Annotated in this window: 18 protein-coding genes; 9 read left to right on the forward strand and 9 right to left on the reverse strand. The window is 64.7% G+C overall.

Features of this window, described 5'->3' with window-relative positions:
- Positions 1-8: 8 nt before the first annotated feature.
- Genes ACPW74_RS21855 through hemC form a run of 3 tightly spaced genes read right to left on the reverse strand, consistent with a single transcriptional unit; the run spans position 9 to position 2,792 of the window.
- Positions 9-1,085 (reverse strand): uroporphyrinogen-III C-methyltransferase, encoded by a 1,077-nt coding sequence (locus ACPW74_RS21855; protein WP_039039811.1) that lies wholly within the window; start codon positions 1,083-1,085, stop codon positions 9-11.
- On the reverse strand, positions 1,082-1,816 hold the full coding sequence (locus ACPW74_RS21860) for a uroporphyrinogen-III synthase (RefSeq protein WP_279981028.1): 735 nt from the start codon (positions 1,814-1,816) through the stop codon (positions 1,082-1,084). Before ACPW74_RS21860 ends, ACPW74_RS21855 begins: the two co-directional genes overlap by 4 nt.
- A gap of 46 nt (positions 1,817-1,862) precedes the next feature.
- Positions 1,863-2,792, reverse strand: coding sequence for a hydroxymethylbilane synthase (gene hemC, locus ACPW74_RS21865; RefSeq protein ID WP_048208942.1), 930 nt, complete (start codon positions 2,790-2,792; stop codon positions 1,863-1,865).
- Between the two features lie 322 nt (positions 2,793-3,114).
- Here hemC and ACPW74_RS21870 point away from each other — a divergent pair, with 322 nt between their 5' ends.
- Complete coding sequence (locus ACPW74_RS21870) at positions 3,115-5,634, forward strand: class I adenylate cyclase (RefSeq protein ID WP_279981029.1); 2,520 nt, start codon at positions 3,115-3,117, stop codon at positions 5,632-5,634.
- Between the two features lie 203 nt (positions 5,635-5,837).
- On the opposite strand, the gene ACPW74_RS21875 is transcribed toward ACPW74_RS21870, so the two are convergent.
- Together ACPW74_RS21875 and cyaY are read right to left on the reverse strand one after the other, a co-directional pair.
- A complete protein-coding gene (locus ACPW74_RS21875; protein ID WP_104451976.1) occupies positions 5,838-6,491 on the reverse strand; it encodes an alpha/beta hydrolase in 654 nt (217 codons plus the stop codon).
- Complete coding sequence (gene cyaY / locus ACPW74_RS21880) at positions 6,488-6,802, reverse strand: iron donor protein CyaY (protein ID WP_010672698.1); 315 nt, start codon at positions 6,800-6,802, stop codon at positions 6,488-6,490. Before cyaY ends, ACPW74_RS21875 begins: the two co-directional genes overlap by 4 nt.
- A 73-nt stretch (positions 6,803-6,875) precedes the next feature.
- On the opposite strand from cyaY, the gene lptM reads away from it, so the two are divergent.
- From lptM to ACPW74_RS21915, 7 genes are all read left to right on the forward strand, one after another.
- Positions 6,876-7,076 carry an LPS translocon maturation chaperone LptM gene (lptM, locus tag ACPW74_RS21885; protein ID WP_010672699.1) on the forward strand — a complete coding sequence of 67 codons (201 nt, stop codon included), beginning with the start codon at positions 6,876-6,878 and terminating at the stop codon, positions 7,074-7,076.
- A gap of 20 nt (positions 7,077-7,096) precedes the next feature.
- Positions 7,097-8,347 carry a diaminopimelate decarboxylase gene (lysA, locus tag ACPW74_RS21890; protein WP_201890454.1) on the forward strand — a complete coding sequence of 417 codons (1,251 nt, stop codon included), beginning with the start codon at positions 7,097-7,099 and terminating at the stop codon, positions 8,345-8,347.
- A 62-nt stretch (positions 8,348-8,409) separates the two neighbouring features.
- Positions 8,410-9,240 carry a diaminopimelate epimerase gene (gene dapF / locus ACPW74_RS21895; protein WP_109112269.1) on the forward strand — a complete coding sequence of 277 codons (831 nt, stop codon included), beginning with the start codon at positions 8,410-8,412 and terminating at the stop codon, positions 9,238-9,240.
- 79 nt (positions 9,241-9,319) lie between these two features.
- A complete protein-coding gene (locus ACPW74_RS21900; protein ID WP_041212252.1) occupies positions 9,320-10,000 on the forward strand; it encodes a DUF484 family protein in 681 nt (226 codons plus the stop codon).
- Positions 9,993-10,970 (forward strand): tyrosine recombinase XerC, encoded by a 978-nt coding sequence (gene xerC, locus ACPW74_RS21905; RefSeq protein ID WP_069785411.1) that lies wholly within the window; start codon positions 9,993-9,995, stop codon positions 10,968-10,970. The genes ACPW74_RS21900 and xerC overlap by 8 nt, the downstream gene beginning before the upstream one ends.
- A gap of 95 nt (positions 10,971-11,065) precedes the next feature.
- On the forward strand, positions 11,066-11,776 hold the full coding sequence (locus tag ACPW74_RS21910) for an HAD-IA family hydrolase (protein WP_223924545.1): 711 nt from the start codon (positions 11,066-11,068) through the stop codon (positions 11,774-11,776).
- A 71-nt stretch (positions 11,777-11,847) separates the two neighbouring features.
- Positions 11,848-12,252, forward strand: coding sequence for a hypothetical protein (locus tag ACPW74_RS21915; RefSeq protein ID WP_042880976.1), 405 nt, complete (start codon positions 11,848-11,850; stop codon positions 12,250-12,252).
- Positions 12,253-12,402: 150 nt separating this feature from the next.
- On the opposite strand, the gene ACPW74_RS21920 is transcribed toward ACPW74_RS21915, so the two are convergent.
- The 3 genes from ACPW74_RS21920 to ACPW74_RS21930 all read right to left on the reverse strand — a co-directional run bounded on the left by ACPW74_RS21920 (position 12,403) and on the right by ACPW74_RS21930 (position 16,124).
- Positions 12,403-13,173, reverse strand: coding sequence for a gamma-glutamyl-gamma-aminobutyrate hydrolase family protein (locus ACPW74_RS21920; RefSeq protein WP_043154048.1), 771 nt, complete (start codon positions 13,171-13,173; stop codon positions 12,403-12,405).
- Between the two features lie 363 nt (positions 13,174-13,536).
- On the reverse strand, positions 13,537-14,346 hold the full coding sequence (gene yidA, locus ACPW74_RS21925; protein WP_041214347.1) for a sugar-phosphatase: 810 nt from the start codon (positions 14,344-14,346) through the stop codon (positions 13,537-13,539).
- A 113-nt stretch (positions 14,347-14,459) separates the two neighbouring features.
- Positions 14,460-16,124, reverse strand: a complete 1,665-nt coding sequence (locus ACPW74_RS21930; protein ID WP_425858468.1) for a FapA family protein — start codon at positions 16,122-16,124, stop codon at positions 14,460-14,462.
- A 394-nt stretch (positions 16,125-16,518) separates the two neighbouring features.
- Here ACPW74_RS21930 and ACPW74_RS21935 point away from each other — a divergent pair, with 394 nt between their 5' ends.
- Positions 16,519-17,034, forward strand: a complete 516-nt coding sequence (locus ACPW74_RS21935) for a metal-dependent hydrolase (protein ID WP_010672710.1) — start codon at positions 16,519-16,521, stop codon at positions 17,032-17,034.
- On the opposite strand, the gene ACPW74_RS21940 is transcribed toward ACPW74_RS21935, so the two are convergent.
- Positions 17,031-18,206, reverse strand: a complete 1,176-nt coding sequence (locus ACPW74_RS21940; RefSeq protein WP_134997496.1) for a competence/damage-inducible protein A — start codon at positions 18,204-18,206, stop codon at positions 17,031-17,033. The genes ACPW74_RS21935 and ACPW74_RS21940 overlap by 4 nt on opposite strands.
- Positions 18,207-18,216: the final 10 nt, after the last annotated feature.

Genomic DNA, 18,216 nt, shown 5'->3' on the forward strand with positions numbered 1-18,216 from the left:
TCTCCTCCTCAGTTGCCGGCCAGGATGCGTTGCAGGCGTTCGGTCAGCACCTGTTCCAGCATGGTCTGGGTCTTGAACTGATCCGGGTAGTCAAACTGGATCTGCTCGCCTTTGAGCTTGTCGAGCTCGGACTGCATGTACTGGGTGGCGCTGTTGTCGGCATCGAAATACTGGGTCAGCCAGCGCTGGGCCTTCTCCAGGCTGTCGACATAGAGGGACTGCTGTTCACGATAGACGGCGAGCTGGGCCTGCAGCAGCTTGGTCTTGAGGTTCTCCCGCAGGAAGATCTCCTGCTGCGGGGAGAGCAGGGCTTCCACGGCGCCATCCCGGCGACGGATGGTGATGAAGTTTTCGGTGAACTTGACCCAGTTCTTCTTCAGGTTGCTCTGCCACTCGTCCGGGTTGGTGCTGACGGTCTGGTCGGGCTCGCTCTTGGCTTCCGGCATGCTGACGGTGGAGAGGGGCAGCAGCTCGATCTGGTCCGAGAGGGCGGCCAGCTTCAGGGTCAACCCCTCGCGATCGACTCGCGGCATCCCCTTGAGCTTGGCAATGTCTTCCGCCAGCGCCTTGCGGATGGGCATCAGGCTGGGGTCGTTGAGCGCCTTGATGCGCTCGTCGGCGTTGCCGAGCAATGTGATGGCGGAGACGATGTCGTGTTCGAGCCACAGCTTGCGGCCCGCCATGCGCACCAGGTATTCGGATTCGGCCAACATCCAGTCATTGGGGCGTTTGTCGTCCAGATCCAGAACTTTGGTCTGCAAGGCGTCCAGAGCCTCCTGCAACTGCTGCTGGCTCTTGCCGAGGGCACCGATCTGTTCGGCATCCTTGCTGCTGCCCTGATCAATCCTGGTCATGGCATCGGCCAGTTGCTGCTTGAGGGCTACCAGTTCGGCCTGCTGGGCAACGGCGTTCTGGTGTCCGTGCACATAGAGACCACCGGCCAGCCCCAGGGCCAGCAGGATGGCGATGCCGCCAAGCACGGTGCCAGAGCTGCCCTTCTTGCTCCCTGTCGTTCCGGGCGCGGGCTTGTTGTTGTCGGCCACGGTGGCCGCGGCACTCGGCTGGACTTCTTGCTGTTCAGTCATTCCATCTTCCTCAGTTCCAGGGCGGCCACCAGAGCCTGGTTGGATGCACCTTGGGCAATCACGATACGGGTAAAACCAGCCCCTTCTGCCATCTCGGCCACCCGGGGACTGGGCACCACCAGCAGGCGGTCATAAAGCCAGGGGTGCTGCGGGCCGGGCACCAGGGCCAGCAACCGCTGCAACAATTCGCCACTGGTGATGAGCAGGCTGTCGAGCCCGGCTGCCTGCCAGTGGCGGGTCAATGCGTCCCCGTCAAGATCGGGGTAGTGGCGCTCGTAGGTGGCACAATAGTGCACCAGTGCGCCCCGTGAGGCCAGCGTCCGGGCGATGAGATCCCGCCCGTCGTTGCCGCGCAGGATCAGCACCCGGCGGCCACTCACCCCTTGCAGTGCCGGCAGGGCCAGCAGCCCTTCGCTGCGGGGATCGGCCGGGCACAGGGCCTGGATGCCCGCCTCGGCGAAGGCATCCGCACTCGCCTGACCGACTGCAAAGTAATCAATATGTGGCCAGGTCTGACCAGTTTGCAACAGAAAATGATGTGCAAAATGAACGGCATGCATGCTGACGGCGATAACGAGGTCCGCCTCACGCAGCATGTCACCCAGGTGAGGGAGGTCGCATCCCGGCCGGGTTTCCAGCAACGGACAGCAGAGCGGTGCATGACCCAGCTGGCGCAGCATCTGCACCAGCTGGTTGGCCTGGGCGGCCGGGCGCACCACCAGGGGGATCATCAGGCGGCGCTCCAGGCAGATGACCGTGAACCTGGCTGTGCTGCACTCATGCCCGGTAGACCTCGGCCAGGATAACGTCGGCGCCGGCGGCCAGCAGGCGCTGGGCCAGGGTGTGGCCCAGCGCCTCGCCCTCTGCCAGGGGGCCGCGGATCTCGTCGCGAATGACGCGGGCACCGTCCGGGCTGCCCACCAGGCCGCGCAGCCATACCTCTTCTCCCTGTACCAGGGCGTAGGCCCCGATAGGCACCTGACAGCCCCCTTGCAGGGCGCGGTTCATGGCGCGCTCGGTCAGCACCCGGATGCGGGTTTCGGCGTGCTCGAGCGGCGCCAGCAGGGCGTGCAGCTCGTGATCGTCGAGGCGGCATTCGATGCCGACCGCCCCCTGGCCGTTGGCGGGCAGGCTCTGCTCGGGCTCGATGAAGGCGGCGATGCGATGGGCCATCTCCAGTCGTTTCAGGCCGGCGGCGGCCAGGATGATGGCGTCATATTCACCGGCATCCAGCTTGGCGAGGCGGGTGTTGACGTTGCCCCGCAGGTCGCGGATCACGAGATCAGGGCGGGCAGCGCGCAGCTGGCACTGACGGCGCAGGCTGGAGGTGCCGACCACGGCCCCTTGAGGCAGCTCGTCTATCTGGTTGAAATGGTTGGAAACAAAGGCATCACGCGGGTCTTCTCGCTCACAGATGGTGTGCAGGCCGAGTCCGTCGGGGAACTCCACAGGTACGTCTTTCATGGAGTGGACAGCGATGTCGGCACGCCCTTCCAGCATGGCAGTCTCCAGTTCCTTGACGAACAACCCCTTGCCGCCGACCTTGGCGAGGGGGGTGTCGAGGATCTTGTCACCCTGGGTGCTCATGGGCACCAGTTCGACCTGCAGATCCGGATGGAGTGCCTCCAGCCGATCTTTCACAAAATTGGCCTGCCACAGGGCCAGTGGGCTCTTTCGAGTGGCAATTTTCAGGGTTCGGGCTGCCATATCAATCAGTTGTTTCATCTTTTGAGAGGAAAACGATCTTACCACCCTTTGCAGGGGCTTTCATGGCGCAGCCCGCAAAAGCGGGGCCAAGCTCAAAAACGGGGGCTGAAAATTATTTTCATTCAGCCAATAATTGATTTTAAATCATTGAAAATAAGCAATTTTATTGCTTTCCGCTGATACCGTTACGAACGGGGTCAGAAATAATCCGGTGATTGTGTGCGGGCTTGTTTACCACTGCTGTTTGCATTGTTAACATGATCACACTTTTTTGACGTCTCCCCGTTTTGGTGCGTCATTTCTCTTCCCCATAGGTAGGGCATTGCTGGTTAAACTCGACACGCTGGTGGCGCGCTACGACGAACTCAATCGTCTCAAGACGCAACGAGCGCTGGATCTCATGAGTCGCTACGGGCAGCAGGTTTTCCACTTGCTGCCTGTCATGCTGCACTTCAATCACCCCCTGTTGCCCGGTTATGTGGCAGGGGATGTGCCTCATGGTATCTGGAGTTTTGTCGCCAACGAGGCCCAGCAGGCCTTCATCCAGGATCTCTGCCAGAACGCCAACTGCCAGGGCGGTCTCAGTACCCACGACAAGTCCATTCAGGGCCTCTACTCCATGGGGAGCACCTCCTCCATCGGCCAGTGTTGCCACTCGGATCTCGACATCTGGGTCTGCCACGTGGCCGGCCTGTCCCAGGATCGCCTCGCCCTGCTGGAGCAGAAGTGCCAGCACCTCTCCCTCTGGGCGGAGCAGCGGGGGGTCGATCTCAACTTCTTCCTGATCCCCGAGGACAAGTTCCGCCAGCGCAACGATGCCCAGATGCAGGGGGAGAGCTGCGGCAGCGCCCAGCACCTGCTGCTGCTCGACGAGTTCTATCGCAGCGCCATGCACATCGCCGGCAAGCGGCTGCTCTGGTATCTGGTACCGAGCGACTATGACGATCACTACGACGACTATGTGAAGGGCCTGTTTGCCCACGGCAAGCTGAGCCAGGATGACTGGCTCGATCTCGGCGGCTTCAACCGCATTCCGGCCGAGGAGTACTTCGGCTCCGCCCTCTGGCAGCTCTACAAGGGCATCGACTCCCCCTACAAGGCGGTGCTCAAGTCGGTGCTGATGGAGGCCTACTCCCACGAGTATCCCAACACCCGGCTGCTGTCGGTGACCAGCCGCGACTGGTTCCAGCACAATGAGGGGATGCACTACCGCCTCGACAACTACTGCCTGATGCTGGACAAGGTGACGAACTACCTCAAGTCCATCGGCGACATGCAGCGCCTCGATTTGGTGCGCCGCTGTTTCTACCTCAAGGTGTGTGACGGCCTGAGCCATCCCAAGGAAGATCACTCCCCGGACTGGCGCCGGGAGCAGATGGCCCAGCTGGTGGCCTACTGGGGCTGGAGCCCGGAGCGGCTTTACCACCTGGATCACCGTCAGGAGTGGAAGGTGGAGGACGTCAAGGTGGCTTACGCCGAGTTGCTGGAGGCCCTGATGCAGAGCTACCGCAACCTCATCCAGTTCGCCCGGCGCAACAACATCAGCGAGTCCATCAACCCGGAAGACATCGGCATTTTGTCGCGCAAGCTCTATGCCGCGTTCGAGAGCCTGCCGGGCAAGGTGCAGCGCATCAACCTCAAGATAGCGCCGGATCTCGGCGAGCCGGACCTCAGCCTGGTGCAGGTGCCCCATGGCCGCCTGAACCGTGCCGGCTGGTATCTCTACAAGCATTCCCTCGAGCCCGCCGACATCATAGGCCGGGCGCCGCTCGAATATAACGGCTACATCAGCAAGCTGGTGGCCTGGGCCTATTTCAACGGCCTGCTGACCCCCCAGTCCCGGGTGCACCTGTTCAACCAGGGCTCGGATCTGCACATCGACAACCTGCACCAGTTCTGCCGCGATCTGTCCGGGACCTTCCCGGTCAAGTACCCGCGCGCCACCAATCTGGCCCTGAGCCGGCCGTGCGAGATCCGCCAGCTCTCCATCTTCCTGAACCTGGAGACGGATCCGTCCAGCCACTGGGTGGGGCAGGTGATCGAGTTTGACGCCAACGCCGCGGACGTCTTCTCGTTCGGTCGCAACCAGGAGTGTCTGGTGGGATCGGTGGATCTGGTCTATCGCAACTCCTGGAGCGAGATCCGCACCCTGCACTTCCAGGGGGAGGAGGCGGTGGTGGACGCCCTCACCACCATACTTGGCAAGATGCACCAGGATGCCGCCGCCCCCGAGATGATAGAGGTGTTCTGCTACAGCCAGCACTTCCGCTCCCTGGTGCGCACCCGCTTCCAGCAGCTGGTGGCCGAGTGCATCGAGCTGCGACTGGCCCGGGACAAGCAGCAGCTGGTCAAGACGCTGGCGCTCGGCAAGGAGAAGTACGGCATCTTCTTCGAGCGGCGCGGGGTCTCGGTCAAGAAGCTGGAGAACGCCATCGACTTCTACCGCCACATCTCCCACAACAAGCTGGATCACCTGCCGCTGCGCCTCGACAAGACCCACAGCCAGCACCTGCCCGGCATCGTCGACGCCTACGCCAGCGAAGGGCTGGTGCAGTTCTTCTTCGATACCCGGGATGCGGGCACCAACATCTATATCCTGGACGAGGCGAACCGGGTGGAGATCTACCAGCACTTCGCCGGCAACAAGGACGAGCTGGTGCAAGGGGTGAACCGCTTCTACACCTCGGGCCACGAGCGGTTCAGCAATGCGGGCCAGTTCAGCAACTTCAACCTGCCCCAGTACTACGAGATCGTGCAGGTGGGCGACAAGCTGGAGGTGATCCCCTACCGCAGCCAGAACCCGCAGCGGGACAATCCGGGGGCGGCCCGGGAAGTGGGGTGATGAATGCGGGGTGAGGAGCCACGCATCGCCATAAGGGATAAAAGCAAACGGCCTGCATGATGCAGGCCGTTGTCGTATCCGTGGTGCGGGAATCTGGTGTGGAGGGGGCCGCGGCCAGTGGGGGATGCCGTCGAGCATCGCCGTCAGGGATGAAAGCAAACGGCCTGCTGATGCAGGCCGTTGTCTTACCCGTGATCCGACAATCAGGCACCGAGGCGGGCCAGCAACCAGCTGCGAATGTCGCCCAGCTGGGGGCGGCAGATCTCGTGGCGCATGGGGTATTCGTGCCACTCGGGGCTGAGTCCCGCTGCTTCCAGCCGATTCTTGGCGTCCCAGCCCATGGAGAGGTTCACCACGTCGTCATAGATGCCGTGCATGTAGCAGATGGGCAGGGCGCGGGCCGCCTCGCTCATCTCGCCGGGCAGGGTGTTGGGCGCAGCCAGGTAGGTGGACATGCAGAGCAGGCCTGCCAGTGGCACCGGATGGCGCAGGGCGGTGAAAGAGGCGATGACGCCCCCCTGGGAGAAGCCGGCCAGCACGATACGCTCGGGGGCGAAACCCTCGGCCACCAACTGTTCGATCAGCGAGGCGATACGGGCCGCTGACTCCCTGACATGGGACTCTACGGCGCGATCCGCCGGATCCTCGAAGCTCTTGATGTCGTACCAGCCGCGCATCCTGTAGCCCATGTTGATGGTGATGGGGCGCTCGGGCGCATCGGGCAGCAGATGGCGGACGGGCAGGTCGGCGGGCAGGGCCAGTGCCTCCACCAGGGGGGCAAGGCCGGCGCCGGAGTCCCCCAGCCCGTGCAGCCAGATCACCGCATGGCGGGCACCTTCGGGATGCAGATCCGTCATGAGAAGACCACGGGCTCGCCGGCCTGGGTGGTGCAGGCCCGGGTCAGCAGGGCCTTGAGCTCGTCGCCGAAGCGGTTGTCGATCCAGCTGTCACCGCGCAGCTCGAAGTGGAAGCCGTTCTCCCGGGTGGCGACCCAGATCTGGTGCAGGGGCTCCTGCTTGTTGATGATGACCTTGGTCTTGTTCTCGAAGCTCAAGGTCAGCACCCCGCCGGCGCGTTCGCAGTCGATATCCGGATACCCCTCGTCGATGGTGTCTTCCACATACTGGAAAAAGGCGTCGGTCAGGGCGTGATACTCGTGATCCTTCATCGGTTTATCCTGTTGCTTTTAACAATGTGAGTGCGATTATAGAGGGCCAAAAATTTTTTCGCAGCGAACCATTATGATTACCCAGTTCACCAAGTGCCTGTTTGCCGCGTCGCTGTCGCTCGGGTTGGCCGCCTGTGGCCTGACGGGGCCGCTCTACATGCCGCCGGCCGAACAGCCCGCACCTGCAGAGCAGACACAGCCCAAGACAGAGAGTACACCGCAAGCCGCCTCGCCTGCGACCGCTACACCGGCCTCAGAGGCCGCGCCGCAATAATCTAGGAAGGAACCGCCCCCTTGGATCACTTTAACTACGACGCAGACGGTCAGCTTCAGGCCGAACAGCTTCCCCTGCAACAGCTTGCCGACCAGTACGGCACTCCGCTCTATGTCTACTCCCGCGCCACCCTGGAACGCCACTGGCATGCCTTCGACCAGGCGGCTGGCGACATTCCCCACCTGATCTGCTACGCGGTCAAGGCCAACTCCAACCTGGCCCTGCTCAATCTGCTGGCACGCCTTGGTTCGGGCTTTGACATCGTCTCCGGCGGCGAGCTGTCCCGGGTGCTGGCGGCGGGCGGTGATCCGGCCAAGGTGGTCTTCTCCGGCGTCGCCAAGAGCGAAGCCGAGATGCGCCTTGCGCTGGAAAAAGAGATCCTCTGCTTCAACCTGGAGTCCGAAGCCGAGCTGGAGCGCCTCAACCGGGTCGCAGGCAGCATGGGCAAGAAGGCGCGGGTCTCGGTGCGGGTCAACCCGGACATCGACGCAGGCACGCACCCCTATATCTCCACCGGCCTCAAGCAGAACAAGTTCGGCATCCCCATCGAACAGGCGCCCGCCATCTACCGCAAGGCAGCGGCCATGGCCCACATCGAGATCAAGGGGGTGGATTGCCACATCGGCTCGCAACTCACTGAATTGAATCCCTTTATGGAGGCGGCGGACAAGCTGCTCAAGCTCATCGACGAGCTGGCGGCGGAAGGCATCCACATCCATCACCTGGACGTGGGCGGCGGTCTGGGGGTCAACTACGGCGCCGAGCAGCCGCCGCACCCCACCGAGTATGCCGAGGCGCTCAAGCAGAAGCTGGCGGGCCGGGATCTGACCCTCTTGTTCGAACCGGGCCGCGCCATCGTCGCCAACGCCGGTGTACTGTTGACCCGGGTCGAGTTCCTCAAACCCGGCGAGACCCGCAACTTCGCCCTGATCGACGCCGGCATGAACGATCTGCTGCGCCCCTCCCTCTACGGCGCCTGGATGAACATCATCGAGGTGGACAGCCGGGCGACCCACGAGAAGGCACTCTATGACGTGGTGGGCCCGGTGTGCGAGACCGGCGACTTCCTCGGCAAGGAGCGTACCCTGGCGATTGCCGAGGGCTCCCTGCTGGCGGTGCGTTCCGCTGGCGCCTACGGCTTTACCATGTCCTCCAACTACAACACCCGACCCCGTGCGGCCGAGGTGCTGGTGGACGGTGACCAGGCGTACCTCATCCGTGAGCGGGAGCAGTTGGCGGATCTCTGGCGTGGCGAGCACCTGCTGCCGTGATGGATGGATTTTCAGCGTTCCTCCATGTGAGAGCGTGATTAACGGTGAGACAGGAACGCGCGATGTTGATTGAGTTTTCCAAAATGCACGGCCTCGGTAACGACTTCATGGTGGTGGATGGCGTCACCCAGAAGGTGTTCTTCAGCAACGACATCATCAAGAAGCTGGCGGATCGTCACTTCGGTATCGGCTTCGACCAGCTGTTGCTGGTGGAGCCGCCCTATGACCCCGAGCTCGACTTCCACTACCGCATCTTCAATGCCGACGGCAGCGAGGTGGAACAGTGCGGCAACGGGGCCCGTTGCTTCGCCCGTTTCGTGCGTCTCAAGGGGTTGGTCAACCGGGATCGCATCGCGGTCAGTACCGCCCGGGGCCGCATCACCCTGCAGCTGGAAGGGGAGAACCAGGTCACGGTCAACATGGGGGTGCCCCAGTTCGAGCCGGGCAAGATCCCGTTCCGTGCCCAGAAGGCGGAGAAGACGTATCTGCTGCGGGCCCAGGATCACACCGTGATGTGCGGTGCCGTCTCCATGGGCAACCCTCACTGCGTCATCGAGGTGCCCTCGGTGGCCGATGCGCCGGTGGAGACCCTGGGACCCATCATGGAGCGCCACGAGCGCTTCCCCGAACGGGTCAACGTCGGCTTCATGGAGATGGCCAACGCCAGCGAGATCAAGCTGCGGGTCTTCGAGCGCGGGGTGGGGGAGACCCTGGCCTGCGGGACCGGGGCCTGTGCGGCCGTGGTGATAGGCATCAGCCAGGGCAAGCTCAAGGAGCGGGTCACCGTCACCCTGCCGGGTGGCAAGCTGACCATCGCCTGGAAGGGACCGGGTCAGCCCGTCTACATGACGGGGCCGGCCGAGCACGTCTTTGACGGCCAGATAGAGTTGTAGACAAGGAGCGGGTGATCCCGCTCCATCAACGGATCATATCGGGGCCCTTGGCCCCTTTTTCGGATGGATCAACCAAGTTATGAGCGAACTCAAACGGCAGGAATCACTGGTGGATGAAGCCACAGTGCTGGAGTACCTGGCCCGTTATCCCGAGTTTTTCCTGCGTCACGGGGCCATGCTGGACAAGATCCGCATTCCCCATGGGCAAAAGGGCACCATCTCCCTGGTGGAGCGCCAGCTGGACAGACAGCGGGAGCGCATCGAGCAGCTGGAGCAGGAGATCACCGAACTGATGGGGGTCGCCAGCGAGAACGAGCGGATCTTCCGGGTCTATGCGGATCTCTACGGGGAGATCTACGGCTGCCAGACCCTGTTCGAGCTGAGCGCCGTGATGGGCAAGGCCTTCGTCCAGCGGCTGCGACTCACCGGCCTGCGGCTCTGGCTCAATCCCAGGCATTTCCAGCTGAGCGGCCCCGAGCAGCGTTTCCTGGCGCAGGGCAAACAGCTCGAACAACTGCTGGGTCAGCGCCTGCCCGGCACGGACTACTATTTCGGCCGCCTCAACCAGAGCGAGAAGCAGGCGCTGTTTGGCAATGATGTGCTGGTCAACTCGGTGGCCCTGATGCGGCTCGGGGAGCTCGGCGTGCTGGCCTTCGCGAGCTCGGATCCCAGCCACTTCACCCCCCACAACGACACCCTGCTGCTGGGTCAGCTGGGGCGTCTGCTGCAGCTGCGCCTGCCCGAGCTGGCCCGTGGCTAAGGCAACGACCCGCTCCCCTGCCAGGACGCCCCCTGCCGCCGACCCCCTGCCGGTCGCACTGGCGGGGGAGCTGGACGCCTTTATCGAATACCTGAGGGTCGAGCGCCAGCTCAGCCCCCACACCCGCAGCAACTATCAGGCCCACCTGGAAGCGATGACCGCCGAGCTGGTGAAGCTCGGGGTCGACGACTGGGCCCGGCTCGAGGCGAGCCAGGTGCGCAGTCTGGTGACCCGGATGCACAAGGGGGGGCTGGCGCCCCGTTCCCTTGCCACCAAGGTGTCGGCCCTGCGCAGCTTCTGCGACTGGCAGGTGCGCCAGGGGCGGCTCACCGCCAACCCGGCGCGGGGCATCGTCACCCCCAAGCAGGGGCGGCCCCTGCCCAAGAACCTGGACGTGGACGAGATGTACCAGCTGCTCAACATCACCGACGAGCAGGATCCACTGGCGGTGCGGGATCGCGCCATCATGGAGCTGATGTACTCCTCCGGCCTGCGCCTTGCCGAGCTGGTGGGGCTCAACCTCGCGGACGTGAAGCTCGAGGAGCGCCAGCTCAGGGTGATCGGCAAGGGCTCGCGGGAGCGGGTGCTGCCCATCGGGCGGATGGCGGTGGAGTGGTTGCACAAGTGGCTCAAGGTACGCCCCCTGCTGGCCGGTGACGAGGGGGAAGCATTGTTCGTCTCCAAGCGCAGGCAGCGGCTCTCGGCCCGCTCGGTACAGGAGCGGCTCGACGGCTGGGGCAACAAGCAGGCTCTCAATGCCCACGTGCACCCCCACAAGCTGCGCCACAGCTTCGCCACCCACATGCTGGAATCCTCCGGCGACCTGCGGGCGGTGCAGGAGCTGCTGGGGCATGCGGATCTCTCCACCACCCAGATCTATACCCACCTCGACTTCCAGCATCTGGCCAAGGTATATGACAGTGCCCACCCGCGGGCGAAGCGGGATCCGGAAACGCCGGAGGATGAGTGATGTGGTGTGCGATCTGCGGGGATGACAATCTCCACGTCGCCCCGGTCAGGCGGGAGCCCGCAACGCCAGAGGATGAGGAGTAAAGAGGAACAGCCATGCAGTTTTACCGTCGCTGGCAGCCGGTGGCCGCCATCTCGTTCGATCTGGACGACACCCTCTATGACAACGGCCCCGCCATCGCGCGGGCGGAACAGTGGATGCTGGACCACCTGCGCAGCGAATACCTGGCTACCGCCATGCTGGACAAGCCGCGCTGGCTCGCGCTCAAGCGCCAGTTGCTGCTGGACCACCCGGCGCTGAGCCACGACGTCAGCCTGGCGCGCCAGTGGGGCATTCGCGAGGCCCTGGTGCAGGGGGGCATGGAGCCCGGGCTGGCGGAGCAGCAGGCCCGGGCGGTGTTCACCGGCTTCATGGCCGAGCGCTCGAAGATAGAGGTGAGCGAGGCGACTCACGCCCTGCTGGCTCGTCTGGCGGCGCGCTACCCGCTGGCGGTGATCACCAACGGCAACCTGGATCTGGAGCAGGCGGGTCTGGCTGGCTACTTCACCCTGGTCTGCAAGGCGGGAGCGGGAGCCAGAATGAAACCGGCGCCCGACATGTTCGTGCAGGTGCAAGAGGCCCTGGGGCTGACCCCCGGCCGCATCCTCCATGTGGGGGATCACCCGGTGACCGACGTGCTGGGGGCCAGGCTGCACGGCTTTCGGGCCGCCTGGCTCAACGAGAGCGGTCAGTCCTGGCAGTCGCTGTCGCTGCTGCCGGATGTGGAGCTGGGACAGCTGCAGGATCTGGCCACCCTGCTGCTCTGAGCTGGGGATGAGGGACAGATTCCGTGATCTATATCTGGCAATAACAACAAGGGAGCAAGGGCGTGAAGGGAATGAAGGGTGTCATCTGGCTGGCGATCCCCATGGTGCTGGCGGGATGCGATCTGGTGCAAGACCGTTACCGGATGGAGTTCAGGGACGGATCCTGGCGGGAGATCGCCATCTCCCCGTTTTCCGACGAGGCGCGCTGGCGCGAGGGGTGTGCCACCGGCGAAATCCAGGTGGACATGACCCTACCCCTGAAACGGGGCAAGGTGGTGAATGGTCGGGAGCAACTGCTCATCGGCGGCGAGCTGTTCGAGCTGGAGGATGCCCGTCTCTATCGCGGCAACGGCATGGTGCTCGGGCAGGCCCCGGACCATATCCAGCGGGGTCTCAAGGGGCTGGATGTCTGCCGAACCCTGCGCCCTGATCGCGGGGCCCTGCCCAAGCTCAAGGGCAAGGGATTTGGCGACTAGCCCGTCTGCTGTCTGAGCGGGCAGGAGGCCTCGCCGAAGGCAGTGGACAGCTTGATGGCGTGGGGGTTTCACAGGCCTGTCACGTCGGATGCCTCTGGGCTGCCCCCGATGTACGAGGCCCTGCCCAGCCAGGCTCAAGGGATCTGGCGACTAGCCGACCTGTTGCCTGAACCGGCGGCAGGCGTCGCCAAAGGCGGTGAAGAGCTTGATGGAGTGGGGATTCTCGCTGGCCTTCCACTCCGGGTGCCACTGCACCGCCAGCAGAAAGGGGGAGAGGGCGGGTGCGTGGATCGCCTCGATCAGCCCGTCTTCGGCATGGGCCAGGGGGGCCAGCCCCTTGGCCAGCGTCTTGATCCCCTGCCCGTGGAGGGAGTTGACCGGAATCGACGGCTGCCCCATCAGCTCGGCCAGCCAGGTACCGGGCACCAGCTCGACCTGATGGCTCTCGCCATACTGCTCGTCCACCGGGTCATCCGCATCCTCCCGATGATCGTCATAACCCGGCTCGCAATAGACCTTCTGGTGAATGTCGCCCCCCAGGGCCACGTTGATCTCCTGCATGCCGCGGCAGATCCCGAGGATCGGCAGGCCACGGTCGAGGGCGGCGCGCACCAGGGGAATATCGAACAGATCCCTGTCCCTGTCCTGGGGCTTCTCCGGGGTGAGGTTCTCCTGGCCATAGAGGGCAGGATCGATGTTGGATCCGGCACCGCTCAGATAGACCCCGTCGGCGAGGTCCAGATACTGCTCCAGATCCTCGGTGCCACAGCAGGTGGGCACCAGCAGCGGCACGCAGCCGCTGATCTCCACCAGAGGCTTGATGTATTTGTGGGTCATGACCTGGTAGGCGTGGCCACTGCGGGCCTGGGCCCCCATGGTCATCAGCACGACGGGTTTGTTATGGGAACTGGGGTTGGGCATAGGTCACCTTGGCTATCCTTGGCGGTCTCATCCTGCGCCTTGGGAAGGCCCTTGCCGCCTCGGCTCGCAAGGGCATGCCTCAAGGCATGGTCGTGGGATCAGGGTCGCGCCAGCGTGCCAGAATCGTCGGTCAGCCTTGGCAACGACAGCCTGGATCCTGCTTCCAGTCTGCCAAGGCCGTTCAATATGTCAAACAAAATGATGCAATTATGTTAACCATTGATGCCGGGATACGGCTCTGAGTCCTATTTAAAGGGGCTTGAGGGGGAATGCCTGGCGCGGCGAGCGATTTGATGGTGGATATATTAAACATCTGGCCGGGCGGCCGGATAGCAGAAGGGGCCCACAGGGCCCCTTGTCGACTCAGGCGTTCAGGATGAAACGCTCGATCACCTGGGCGACCCCGTCTTCATCGTTGCGCCCCGTGGTGTGCTGTGCCAGCGCCTTGATCTCGTCGGTGGCGTTGCCCATGGCGACCCCGAGTCCGGCGTAGGCGATCATGTGGTGATCGTTGCCCGCATCCCCCACCGCGATCACCTGGGAGGCATCCAGCCCCAGGTGCTCGGCCAGGGCGGCGACGCCTGTGCCCTTGTTGCTGCGCTTGTTCATGAACTCGAGGAAGTAGGGGGCGCTGCGCACCACGGTATAGCGCTCGTGGAGTTCGGCGGGCAGCTGGGCGATGGCACGGGAGAGCAGGGGCTCTGGGTCAATCATCATCACCTTCATGATCTGCTCGTCGTCGGGCAGGGTGGCGAAGTCCACCAGGTTGATGGGTTGACCGATGAGGCGGGATTCGTGCTCGGTGTAGGGGCTGATCCTTGGGCTGATGAGCCCCTGGCGGACGGAGAAGCCGTGGATGTTCACCCCCAGCTCACAGGCCAGGTGGGCGATGGCACGGGCATCGCTGCCGGTCAGCAACTGGCTGCGGATGATGCGTTGCTCGGACACCTGCTGCACCAGGGCGCCGTTGTAGCAGATGACGTAGTCATCCTGGCCGGTGAGGCCCAGCTCGGTCAGGGCGGCGGTCATGCCTTCCAGCGGGCGGCCGGAGGCCAGCACCACGGTCACGCCCCTGGCGCGGGCTGCCGCGATGGCGGCCTGGGTGCGGGGGGAGATTCGGCCCTCTGGGGTCAGCAGGGTGCCATCCATATCCAATGCGATCAGCTTGTACATCTTCTCACTACCTGAGTCTGGCCGGCCCGCCCGATGGGGCCATGGGGAGGCCGAGTGTAGCGAAAATCGCCGCCGGGATCACGCCGCCTGCCGACGCGGGGGCACGTTGCCCCTCAGCGCTGGCCCTGGTAGGGGGTCAGTTGCAGCTGATCTTCCCGAATGGCGAAGTGGATGGGGCCGTGCTCGATGTCGACCCTGTTGTGGTGATGGGCCATCTCCACCTCGACGCCGGGGAAGAGGCGCTGGGTGGCGATGATGTCCATGTTGGCCATGAGCGCCTGCAGCTCCCGCTGCGCCTCGGCGAGCTGCTCGTCCAGGCTCTTGCTCTCGTCGAACTGGCGTGTGCGCAGCGCCTTGATCTTCTGCAGGGTCTCGGGATTGCGCTTGTCACGGGGCAGTTGCAGCAGCCGCAGGATGAGATCCTGCAGCTTGTCTATCTGCTCGGCGCAGGTCTGTTTGCGCTGGCGCAGCGCCAGCTCCTGCTCCTTCTGGCTGAAATAGCCACCGAGGATCTGCAACCGGGTCCGGTTGGCCGCCGAGGCTCCGAGCACCGGGGCCATGATGAGCCGGTTGGCGATGTTGATGCCGCCGATGAGGTGCCCCTTGCGCATGGCGCTGTCCCCCACCTTGAGATCCTGGCCGCTGCGGCAATAGCAGTGGCTGAGCTGGCTCAGGATATGGATGTCGCCATCGGCCTCCAGCCTGGCGTACTGGGCATAGCTGGCGTGGATCTCCCCCCCGGCGTTGAGGTGGCAGAGGTATTCGTCGTCCGCCAGCTTGCGCCCTATGATGCCGTTGCGCACCGTGATGGTGCCGCCGGATTCGATGTAGCCGCCCTCGACGAAGCCGCCGATCACCACGTCCCCGCTGGTCTTGACGCGCATGCCGGGCATGACGTCCCCGGTGACCAGCAGGGATCCCTCGAACTCGACGTGGCCGTGGCGGATGTCGACCTGCTTGACGTTGAGCACCTCGTCGACCCGCATCCCGGTACGCTCCTGACAGGGGAGCCCCGGGCGGGTCGCCAGCAGCAGGTCCGGATCCTCGGGGGAGAGGCAGGTGCCATCACCCGGCGTCATGGCGCTCTCCTTGCCGTGGCGGGCGGTCAGGGTCTGGCCCGTCACGGTGAAGCCGTCGATGCCCTGGGTGGCGGGGTGCCTGCGCATCAGCACCGCCCCCGCCTTGACGGTGAGCAGGGTGCCGAGGTCGCGCATGTCCACCTTGCCGTGGTCGAGCTCCTGGGGTTTGAGGATCCGCTCGGCCGCGGTTTCCACCAGCCGCTCGAAACGGGTGTCCTGGCCGTGTTTCGCCGCCCGGCCGAGGGCGATGACAGGGCTCAGCTGCGCGCCGGGGGCGGCTGAGCTGGCGGCCTGGAGGGCGGCGGCAAGCAGCCGCTCGCTCACCCCCTGCTTGACCGTGCTGGCCGCCAGGGCCTCCTGCAACTGGGCCAGGGTCAGGGGCTGGCCACCCCAGTCCGCGGTGATCTGCGCCCTGGCGCTCATCTGGTCCTTGTCCACCTGGATGAGCAGCCTGGCATCCTGGCGCCGGGCAATGGGGACTGGTGGATGCGCGGGGGCATCCGGCTCTGCGATGAGGGCGTTGAGCAGGGTGACGGCTTCGCGGATCCCCTCGCCGAGGGGTTCGTAGCGCCGGCAGTTGGAGAGTCGAAGCAGGGCCAGGACGTCGCTTTCCTGGATGGGCTCGGTGAGGCCCGGGGTGATGCGCAGGCAGACATAGCTCATGTCGGCCGACAGCTGAAACCACGCTTTGCTTAACACCGGGCCCTCCTTCGTTGTCCCTGTCCGGTTTGCCCCATGCCGGGGCCTCTCCTTGCCGGCATCCAATGCCGCCGGGGCGGATCCAACGCGCAGTATTCGGGTATTTTTCCTTCCGGGTCAACGATCTGAATGCAAATGGGTGAGCCGGGTTGAGGAAATATCGGCTGACGGGAGAGGGGCAGAGCCGGCCATGCCATGGGCTCCATTGCAGTTTTTTAGCGCAATATGCTGACTTTTTATGCTTTCGCTATCCAGAGTGTCCATCACGTTGAGGGAGGCGATGCAAATCACCTTGCCAGGCAGGAAGAGAAGGATTTTAATCTGCCGCCGCCTCAGGGCGAGGACTCTGGTCGCCACCGATCAGCCCCTTTTTCTGTCCAACCGAACGAGCCCCATGACCGCCCAAGGCCACCTGCTGTTTTCCGTCACCTGCGTCCTGCTTGCCCACAAGGTTGAACTGACTCCGGCCCTGGCCGATGCCAGCCTGTGGCATATCGTTCCCATGGCCCTGGCGAGCGCCCTGCTGCCGGATCTCGATCACCCCCGCTCCCTGCTCGGGCGGCAACTGCCCTGGATCTCGGGGCCGCTCTCCCGGCTGTTCGGCCATCGCGGCTTCACCCACAGCCTGCTGGCGGTGGGGATGGGGGTCTGGGGGCTGGCCCAGGTGGAAGCCCCCTGGTTGCTGTCGGGGGCGGTGAAGGATGCCCTCATCGTGGGCTATCTCAGCCATCTGCTGGGGGACTGGCTCACCCCCATGGGCATTCCCCTGCTCTGGCCCTGGCGTCGGCGCTTTCGCCTGCCCGGCCTGCCCCTCAAGAGCGGCGGGGGTTACGAGAGGGCCTTCTGCCTGCTGACCCTGGCGCTCGCCGGGTACTGGGTCCATGGCGGCGCAGGTTTGGCTCACTTCTAGCCCCGGGCGCCCTCCTGGCATGTGGCCGTTCGGGTCAGGGTGAGGTAATCGGCGAGCACCGGCAGTCCCAGCAGGTGGCGGCGCAGCATGTCGAGGGCGGCGAAGGCGAGGATCCGGCGACCGCTCGCGGGATCCGGGTGGCTGACCCTGAGCGTCTGGCCGTGCAGTTGCCCGTCGGCGCAGAGCAGCAGCGGCACGCCGTCCGGCCCGGCACGGCCTATGGTGAGGCTCAGGGGGGCGGCGGGCACCGCCAGTTGAGTCAGATCGTCGCTCAGGGTGTGGCTGAAGCCGGCGGTCAGGGCCGGGTGCCCGTGACACATGGTCAGCAGGGCGCCCCGGCTCTCCCCTTCCTGCAGGTGCAGCGACCGCTCCCCCAGCAGGGCCAGGATCTGGCTGGCAGGCGCCTCGTTGCCACGTCCCACCAGCCAGGGGGCGATGGCCGCAAGCAGCCTCGCCTCGGCGGCGTCCATGTCGGCGGTGCTGGCACCGTGGCCGATGAGCTTGAGCTCGATGAGGGGCATGGAGGAGCGGTAGCCCAGCTCGATGCCGGCAGGCCAGGGGGCCGCATCCAGCATGTCGCTGAGGGCGGACTCCGAGACGCCGAAGGTGTAGAAACGGCGCAGCTCGGTGTCGGTCTCTTCCCCGGCCAGCGCCTTGAGGCGGGGCATGATCTGTTCGCGCACCATCTGCTTGAACTCGAACGGCACGCCCGGGGTGAAGAAAAGCCGGCTCTGGCCGTGGCTGGCCGGGTGGCGGACCACAAAGCCGCAGGCGGTGCCCACCGGGTTGTCGAGGATCTCGCAGTCCCGGGGCAGCCAGGCCTGCTTGGTGTTGCTCCGGGCCATGGTGCGGCCCCGGCTGGCATAGCGTTCGGCCATGGTGGCGAGCCAGTCCGGGAACAGGGTCAGGGGCTGGTCAAACGCCTCGGCCGCGGCCTGGGCGGTGAGGTCGTCCGCCGTGGGGCCGAGCCCCCCGCACACCAGTACCACCTCGGCGCGGTTGGCGCTCTCCTGCAGCACGGCTGTCAGATCCGCGAGGTTGTCCCCCACGGTGGCGCGGCGGCGCACCTGCCAGCCCTGCTCCAGCAAGAGGGCGCTGAGCCAGGCGGCATTGGTGTCCACCACCAGGCCGGTCACTATCTCGTCGCCTGTGCTGATGATCTCGATGCGCATGGGGACTCCT

The sequence above is a fragment of the Aeromonas sp. INTO2 genome (assembly GCF_049860605.1).
Classification (GTDB): Bacteria; Pseudomonadota; Gammaproteobacteria; order Enterobacterales; family Aeromonadaceae; genus Aeromonas; species Aeromonas caviae.